Annotated in this window: 7 protein-coding genes; 3 read left to right on the top strand and 4 right to left on the bottom strand. The window is 70.3% G+C overall.

Annotation, left to right across the window (positions count from 1 at the left end):
• The 3 genes from AC1D15_RS12245 to AC1D15_RS12235 all read right to left on the bottom strand — a co-directional run.
• A partial coding sequence (locus AC1D15_RS12245) for a DUF6928 family protein (RefSeq protein ID WP_477826182.1) occupies positions 1-298 on the bottom strand: 298 nt, incomplete at its 3' end.
• 16 nt (positions 299-314) lie between these two features.
• Entirely contained in the window at positions 315-1,238 is a 924-nt protein-coding gene (locus tag AC1D15_RS12240) for a hypothetical protein (RefSeq protein WP_477826181.1), read from the bottom strand.
• 51 nt (positions 1,239-1,289) lie between these two features.
• Positions 1,290-2,921 (bottom strand): GGDEF domain-containing protein, encoded by a 1,632-nt coding sequence (locus AC1D15_RS12235; protein WP_477826180.1) that lies wholly within the window; start codon positions 2,919-2,921, stop codon positions 1,290-1,292.
• 163 nt (positions 2,922-3,084) lie between these two features.
• On the opposite strand from AC1D15_RS12235, the gene AC1D15_RS12230 reads away from it, so the two are divergent.
• The gene (locus tag AC1D15_RS12230) at positions 3,085-4,719 is read left to right on the top strand and encodes an FAD-binding oxidoreductase (RefSeq protein ID WP_477826179.1); all 1,635 of its coding nucleotides are present in this window, start codon (positions 3,085-3,087) and stop codon (positions 4,717-4,719) included.
• A 1-nt stretch (position 4,720) separates the two neighbouring features.
• Here the strand turns inward: AC1D15_RS12230 and AC1D15_RS12225 are convergent, their stop codons facing one another.
• Positions 4,721-5,281, bottom strand: a complete 561-nt coding sequence (locus AC1D15_RS12225) for a hypothetical protein (protein WP_477826178.1) — start codon at positions 5,279-5,281, stop codon at positions 4,721-4,723.
• A gap of 184 nt (positions 5,282-5,465) precedes the next feature.
• Here AC1D15_RS12225 and AC1D15_RS12220 point away from each other — a divergent pair, with 184 nt between their 5' ends.
• Together AC1D15_RS12220 and AC1D15_RS12215 are read left to right on the top strand one after the other, a co-directional pair.
• The gene (locus AC1D15_RS12220; protein ID WP_477826177.1) at positions 5,466-6,701 is read left to right on the top strand and encodes an efflux RND transporter periplasmic adaptor subunit; all 1,236 of its coding nucleotides are present in this window, start codon (positions 5,466-5,468) and stop codon (positions 6,699-6,701) included.
• A gap of 37 nt (positions 6,702-6,738) precedes the next feature.
• Positions 6,739-7,440, top strand: coding sequence for an ABC transporter ATP-binding protein (locus AC1D15_RS12215; RefSeq protein WP_477826176.1), 702 nt, complete (start codon positions 6,739-6,741; stop codon positions 7,438-7,440).
• The last annotated feature ends 166 nt before the right edge of the window (positions 7,441-7,606 follow it).

Genomic DNA, 7,606 nt, shown 5'->3' with positions numbered 1-7,606 from the left:
GCACCACGGTGCGCGAGCCGGCCGCCTGCAGGAAGCGCTGCGGCAGCTCACTCGGGCGATCGATCGCGAACTCGTGCGCCGACACGATCGTGACGCCGGGAAAGCAGCCGATCAGCAGCTGCTCGTCAGGCGGGTTGGTGGAGGCGAGATCGGCGTCGCTCAGCGCCTCCAGCGGCTCTTGCGGAAACAGCGCCTGTGCCAGCAGATCCGTGGCGGCGCGGTCCAGCACCGGCCGCTCGGCCAGCACCGCGCGCGCGTCGGTCTCCAGGATCGCCAGCATCCATGTCTTTGCGCCCATGCGCTGCCTTCGCCTCTCAGCGGAACGCCACGCCGCCCAGCGTCGAGCCCGCCGAGCTGATCGTCGTGGCGTTGGCGGCATCGCCGCTGATCGTGCTGGCGTTCTCGAACACGTACGCGGTTGCGACGACGCTCGCGTACAGGCGGTTGTTCGCCGGATCCACCGTCACGTACTGGATGCCGGGCACCGGCAGTGTCGCGACGAGCGTGGCATTGGCGGTGCTCGCCTGCGTGATGACGCGCAGCGTGTTGTCGGTCGAGTTGGCGAGGTAGAGCACGTCGCGCTGCGAATCGATGGCGGCCGAGGTGCCGCCCGCCGGCAAGGCCGGCAGCGTGGTGATCTGCTGGCCGGTCGCGAGGGCGAGCCGGGCCTGGCCGGCGTAGATGATGCCGCGCGTGAAGTCGAAGGTCGGCTGCAGGAGCCCRTTGAACGCCTGGTTGCGGTCCGGCGTCGGCGTGCCGCTCAGCGTGGCGGCGTTCTTGTAGGCCAGCAGCGTGTTGTCGGCCTGGCGGTTCGTCGAGATGTACAGCGTGCCGGTGGTGCGGTCGAGCGTCAGCCAGTTCGCGCGGACGACGTCGGCCGGCAGCTTGAACGAGCGCACGAGCGTGGCACCGGCCGAGCCGCGGCTCGCCGAGCCGTAGACCGATACGCTGACCTGCCCGGCCGCGACCGTCGCGCCGTACAGCTCGTCGCGCACCGGGTCGTACTGCAGGTTGTCGCCCGAGAACGAGGCGAACGCGAAGGTGTCGATCCGGACGTTGCCGACGGCCGGCGACAGCGTCGACAGCGCGCCGACGACGGCATGCGCCTTGTCGGGCACGAACAGCACCTTCGCGGCGTTGTCGTCGGATGAACCGCCGGAATCTCCACCGCCGCCGCAGGCGGACAGGCTGGTCAGCAGCACGGCCAGCGCGCTGGCAAGGAAAGGACGTCGTGTCATGGGGAGGTCGTCAAGTGGGTCGGGAAAGCGGAACCTTCAGGCCCCGCCGGCTCAGGCGTGCGTCGACTCGGTCGGCTTCACGCTGTACATCGATGCATCGCTGCGGTGCAGCGCAGACTCGATCGTATCGCCCTCGCACGCTTCGCCGAGCCCGAGGCTCACCGACAGCCGCAGGCCCGGGGCGATCGACTCCCAGTCGAAGCCGGACACCGCGGCGCGGATGCGCTCGCACACCGGCCGCGCCTCGTCCTCGGTGGTGTCGGGGAACAGGATCACGAACTCGTCGCCGGCCCAGCGGGCCGGCAGGTCGCCGTCGCGCACCTGCGAGGCCATCAGCGCGGCCACCGTCTTCAGCACCCGGTCGCCGACGCTGTGCGTGAAGCGGTCGTTGACCGACTTGAACTTGTCGACGTCGACCATCGCGACCGTCAACGGGCGTTGTTCCGCCTGCAGCGCCTGCAGCCGCTGCGCCAGCTGCTGCTCGAGATGCCGCCGGTTCGCGAGGCCGGTCAGCGCGTCTTCGAGCGACCAGCGTTCGAACTGCTTCGACACCACCAGCGCCTGCTGCAGGTGGCGCTCGCTCTGGCGTGCGCCGAGCTGCCAGGCCACCATCGATTCGCGGCTGCTCATGCCCTCGGTCACCACGCGCTGCTCGCGGCGGCGCAGCGCCCGGTGCTCGCGCTGGGCCAGCGCATGCTTGCCCTGCAGCTCGAAGACCTGCGCCAGCACCAGGTGCGCGCGGCAGGCGAGTTGCTCGTGCTCGACAGCCAGCGCCATCTCGCGCATCTCGATCAGCTCGCGCTCGGCGGTCTCCCAGTCGCGCTGTGCCAGCGCCAGCTCGGCGGCGCACCAGCGCACGAACGAGTCCAGCCAGGTCATCGTGGGGGTCAGCGAGCGCGCCGCGGCGTCGATGGCCGGCCGGGCCGCGGCGACATCGCCCTGCCAGGCCGCCAGCAGGCCCGAGGACGCGAGCGAGATCGTCTTCGCCATCGCCTGCAGGCCCGGCAGCACCGCCAAGCCGTTGCCGGCGCGTTCGAGCTCGTGGCATTCGCGCATCAGGCCCTCCATGCGCACGAGGCTGCCGATGCGGCCGGTCTGGTAGCGCCCGTCGAGCAGGCGCGAGGCCTCGATCCACACCTGGTTCAGGCGCGGCTGGTAGATGCTGACCGGCGGCATGCAGCGCTGCGCGGCGTGGATCGCGAGTTCGAGCGAGGCATCGCCGCGGTCGTGGTCGCCGCTCCATGAGCAGGCGAGGCCCAGGCAGTTGTGCGCGAGCACGGTCTGGGCCTGCGGCGGCAGCTTGTCGCACAGCCGCACGCACAGCAGCGCGGCCTCGACCGACTCGGCATTGCGGCCGAGCAGCATGCAGGCATGGGCGAGGGTGGTGAGCGCATTGGCCTCGCCCTGCGCGTCGCCCAGCCGCTCGAAGAGCTGCGCGGCGCGGCGGCTGGTCTCGGCGGCACGCCGCAGGCGGGAGCTGACGCGGTCGCAATGGGCCAGGCACGACAGCGCGCGGGCTTCGACGTGCAGGTCGGTGTCGTGCGCGTTCTTCAGCACGCCCTGCACGATGTGGCGCGCCGCCTGAACGTGGCCGTCGTCCAGCGCGGCCCAGGCCGCGGCCAGGGCTTCGTCGGCCGATGGCGAGTGCGGGGGCAGGAGTCGGGTGGACGCGTCAGCAGCCATGTGCTTGGGTGGTGGGGGTCGTGCCCCGTGCGGTGCCCAGTGAGTGCGGGGTCGATGCTAGCGGAAACGGCGCCGCATTCAATGTGCGAACTTCCTCGAAAGCTCGTCTTGCATCGGCTCCGGGCATCGCCTACCCTGCCGCGTCCTCACAGGGAGCCACTGGATGTCTCTTCAACGCAACCGCAAGCTCGTGCGCGACCAGGCGCTGTTCCGGCACTGGGAGGGGCTCTCCTCCAATGCCTTCGACAAGATCCCGCTGCAGCAGCTGAAGGATGCGCAGACCGCGCTGCAGGGCCACATCGTGCTGCCGGACAACCCCGACTACAACGCCGATCGCCAGCTCTTCAACCCGGTGTTCAACGCCTTCCCGGTGGCGATCGTCTACTGCGCCGTCGAGAGCGACGTGGCGATCGCGCTGAAGCTCGCGCAGGACGTGATCCTGCCGTTCACCGTGCGCTCCGGCGGCCACTGCACCGCCGGCTTCTCGGCCGGCTACGGCGTGCTGATCGACGTGAGCGAACTGAACGAGGTCACGATCGACGCCGCGGCCCAGGTCGCCACCGTCGGCACCGGCTGCCCGTTCAGCAAGCTCGACCTGGCGCTCGACCAGACCGGCCTGCACGTGCCGGGCGGCGAATGCCAGGACGTCTGCATCGGCGGCTACCTGCAGGGCGGCGGCTACGGCTTCACGTCGGTCACCTTCGGGATGAACTGCGACAACGTGATCGACATGCGGGTGATGCTGGCCAACGGGCGCGTCGTCACCGCGAGCCCGGTCGCCAACACCGACCTGTGGTGGGCGATGCGCGGCGGCACCGGCGGCAACTTCGGCGTGCTGCTGTCGGTGCGCTACCAGCTGCGCCCGCTCGGCGACGTGTTCGGCTGGGCGCTGATCTGGCCGCTGCAGACGCCGGCCGATTTCCAGAACGCCACCGGCGCGCTGATGGCCTTGCAGTCGGGCTACATGCTGGCGGCGCTGCCGCAGGCGCTGAACATCCAGGTGTCGCTGTGCTACCAGCCCGGCACGCAGGGCGGGCTGYCGCTCGAGCCGCAGCAGCCCTATCTGATGGTGCGCGGGCTGTATGTCGGATCGCAGGCCGAGGGCCAGGCCGCGATCCAGCCGCTGTGCGACCTGCCGGGCGCCATCACGCAATGGACCGCGATGGACAGCTACTACAACCTCAACAAGGCCTTGCTGAACGAGCCCTACGGCATGCCCTGCCTGGCGCCGGACAGCCCGATGCCGTTCGAGGACAAGGCCTCGCGCTACGTCACGCGCCCGCTCACTCCCGCCGAATGGCTGGGGCTGCTGCAGTATTTCGTCACCGCACCGAACGAGCTGACCTACTTCTACATGGAGTTCTACGGCGGCGCGATCAACGAGGTGCCGCCGCAGGCCAATGCCTTCGTGCACCGCAACTCGGCCTTCAACGCGGTGCTCGACGTGTTCTGGTTCGACGAGGCGCACAAGCAGGCGTCGCAGGATTTCCTGGTCGGCTGGATGAACCTGATGGCGCCGATGTGGAACGGCGAGATCTACCAGAACTACCCGCGGCCGGACCAGCCGGCTTACGGCCCGGCCTACTGGGCGGATGCGCAGGCCGGGCTGTACGCGGTGAAGCTGAAGTACGACCCGACGCACGCCTTCCGCTTTGCGCAGGAGGTGGGGCCGCTGATGCCGCCGGGCGGCGGCATCGGGCCGGTGATCGAGCTGCCGGCCTGGCTGCAGCAGTGGTTGCAGCAGCCGATCGTGTACGACGCGCGCTGGACGGCGTCGCAGCTGCAGCCGTACCAGTAAGTCAGTCCGGCACCGAGCTGACGCTGGTGCCGAGGATCTCGGCCGTCAGTACGGTGCTGAAGATGTTCTGGTCGCGGATCGTGAAGGTGCCGCTGGTCCACTGACCCGACAGCCACGGGGCGGTGGGCAGGCTGCTGCCGCTGAACGAGCTGGCCGGCCCGAACAGTGACAAGCGATAGATCACGTTGCTGCGCTTCACGCCGAACAGCGTCGCATCGCCGGTGACCGGCAGTGCCGGGCTCGTGCTGTTGTCGAAGACCTCGACCGAGACACCGCCCCCCTGCGTGAAATCGATCGGACCGGAGGGCCACGCCATCGTGAGCCCATACGAGCTCGCGAAGGTCTCGTAACCGAGGTAGCCGGGATTCGACGGATCGGGCCACTGCGTGTAGGCGGCCGGGTCCGAGTCGAACACGTAGGCGCCGGTGAAGGTGGCGCCGACCGGCGGCCGCGTGCCGCTCGAGGTGAGCACGCGCGCGGTGAAGTTGACGGTGACGTGGTCGGCCATCGCGGCGACGGGCCAGGCCAGGGCTGCGCCCAGCAGCAGGGTCGAGGTTCTCATGCTTGTTGTTTCCCTTGGATGTCGAACGGGTGCGGCCCGCGGCGACGCCACCAGCCTCCCGGCGCGAAGGATATCGACGGCCTGCCGCACGACAACCGCAATGTTGGGGTGGTCGGCGCAGGGAGTCTCGACAATAATCGCCGGCTGCTTGCAGACCGGGGGATGCGACATCGACGCGAATCTGTTGAACGAGCTGCGGATCGACCACCGCGAACGCGAGGACGAAGGCGGCGGCGTGCCGCGCTGGATCTGGGCGGTGCTGGTCACGGTGATCGTGCTGGCGCTGCTCGGCGCCGGCGCCTGGTGGTTCCTCGGCGGCCGGCCGATCGCGGTGAAGACCGCGGCGGCCACTGCCCCGCGCGCCGGCGGCGGGGCCGGCGCCATCCTGCAGGCGACCGGCTACATCACCGCGCGCCGCCAGGCCACCGTCTCGACCCAGCTCACCGGCACGCTCACCGAGGTGCTGATCGAGGAGGGCGACCGGGTCGAGAAGGGCCAGGTGCTCGCGCGCCTCGAAGACGGCGCGGTGCGCGCGACGCTGAATGTCGCGCGCGCCAACCTGGCCTCGACGCAGGCCCAGGTGGCACAGGCCCGCGCGCAGCTGGCCCAGGCGGCGGCCGACGCGCGGCGCCAGGACGAACTCGCGGCCAGCGGCATGACGACGAAGCAGGGCGCCGAGCAGGCCCGCACCGCGCTCGCCAGTGCCACCGCGATGCTCGAGGCGCGCCAGCGCGAATCCGACGCGGCGCGCGCGCAGGTGGCGCAGGCCCAGGTCAACTTCGACTACACGACGGTGCGGGCGCCGTTCGCCGGCATCATCACCGTGAAGGCGGCGCAGGTCGGCGAGATCGTCTCGCCGCTGTCGGCCGGCGGCGGCTTCACGCGCACCGGCGTCGGCACCATCGTCGACATGAATTCGCTCGAGGTCGATGTCGACGTCAGCGAGGCCTACATCGGCCAGGTGAAGCCGGGCATGCCGGTCGAGGCAGTGCTCGATGCCTACCCCGACTGGCGCGTGCCGGCCCATGTGATCGCGATCGTGCCGTCGGCCGATCGCGGCAAGGCGACGGTGAAGGTGCGGGTCGGCTTCGAGCAGCGCGACGCGCGCATGGTGCCCGACATGGGCGTGCGCGTGTCCTTCCTGAGCGCGAAGCCCGCGGCCGGCGCCGACGGCGCGCCACCGCCCGTGCCCAAGGGCGTGCTGGTGCCGCCGCRGGCGCTGGTGCAGCGCGACGGCGGCACGGTGGTGTTCGTCGTCGCCGACGGCCGCGTGCAGCAGCGCAGCGTGAAGCCGGCCGGCGGCGACATCGGCGGCCAGAAGCTGCTGCCCGATGCGGTGAAGGCGGGGGAGCGCGTCGTCGTGTCGCCGCCGGAATCGCTGAAGGACGGTGCCGCGGTGCGGCCCGACGAAACCGAGTGATCTGCATTTCAACAAGACAGAACCCCCAGGAGAACCCATGACCCAGCTGATCGAGATCCGCGACCTGTCGAAGGTGTACGAGCGCGGCCGCCAGAAGGTCGAGGTGCTGCACCACATCGACCTCGATGTCGACCAGGGCGACTTCGTCGCGCTGATGGGCCCGTCGGGCTCGGGCAAGACGACGCTGCTGAACCTGATCGGCGGGCTCGATGCGCCGACCGGCGGCAGCATCAGCGTCGGCGGCCAGCGCATCGACCAGCTCAAGTCGGCGGCGCTCGCGAAGTGGCGCGCCTCGCGGGTCGGCTTCGTGTTCCAGTTCTACAACCTGATGCCGATGCTGTCGGCGCAGCGCAACGTCGAGCTGCCGCTGCTGCTGACCAAGCTGTCGGCCACCGAGCGCAAGAAGCGCGCGGCGATCGCGCTGCAGCTGGTGGGCCTGGCCGACCGCGCCTCGCACAAGCCGACCGAGCTGTCCGGCGGCCAGCAGCAGCGGGTGTCGATCGCGCGCGYGATCGTGTCCGACCCGATGCTGCTGGTGTGCGACGAACCCACCGGCGACCTGGACCGCCAGTCGGCCGAGGACGTGCTGGGCCTGCTGCGCGTGCTGAACCGCGACCACGGCAAGACCATCGTGATGGTGACCCACGACCCGAAGGCGGCCGAGTACGCGCACCGCACGCACCACCTGGACAAGGGCAGCCTGGTCGCCCAGGTCGAGACGCCCGAGCTGGCGTCATGAAGTACCTCCACCTCGTCTGGGCCTCGCTGTTCCGGCGCAAGACGCGCACGGTGCTGACGCTGGTCTCGATCATCGCGGCCTTCCTGCTGTTCGGGCTGCTCGATGCGGTGCGCACCTCGTTCTCGCAGGCCGGGCAGAGCGCCAACGGCGCGGCGCGGCTGCAGAC

It is taken from the genome of Rhizobacter sp. P2_H2 (genome assembly GCF_056403375.1).
The sequence above is the reverse complement of the archived record's forward strand: the minus strand, read 5'-3'. Positions and strand labels throughout refer to the sequence as shown.

What these genes read in the sequence shown, in the direction of transcription:
- AC1D15_RS12235 (WP_477826180.1), bottom strand. Translation starts at nt 2,921, where the DNA reads ATGGCTGCTGACGCGTCCACCCGACTCCTGCCCCCGCACTCGCCATCG.
- AC1D15_RS12225 (WP_477826178.1), bottom strand. Translation starts at nt 5,281, where the DNA reads ATGAGAACCTCGACCCTGCTGCTGGGCGCAGCCCTGGCCTGGCCCGTC.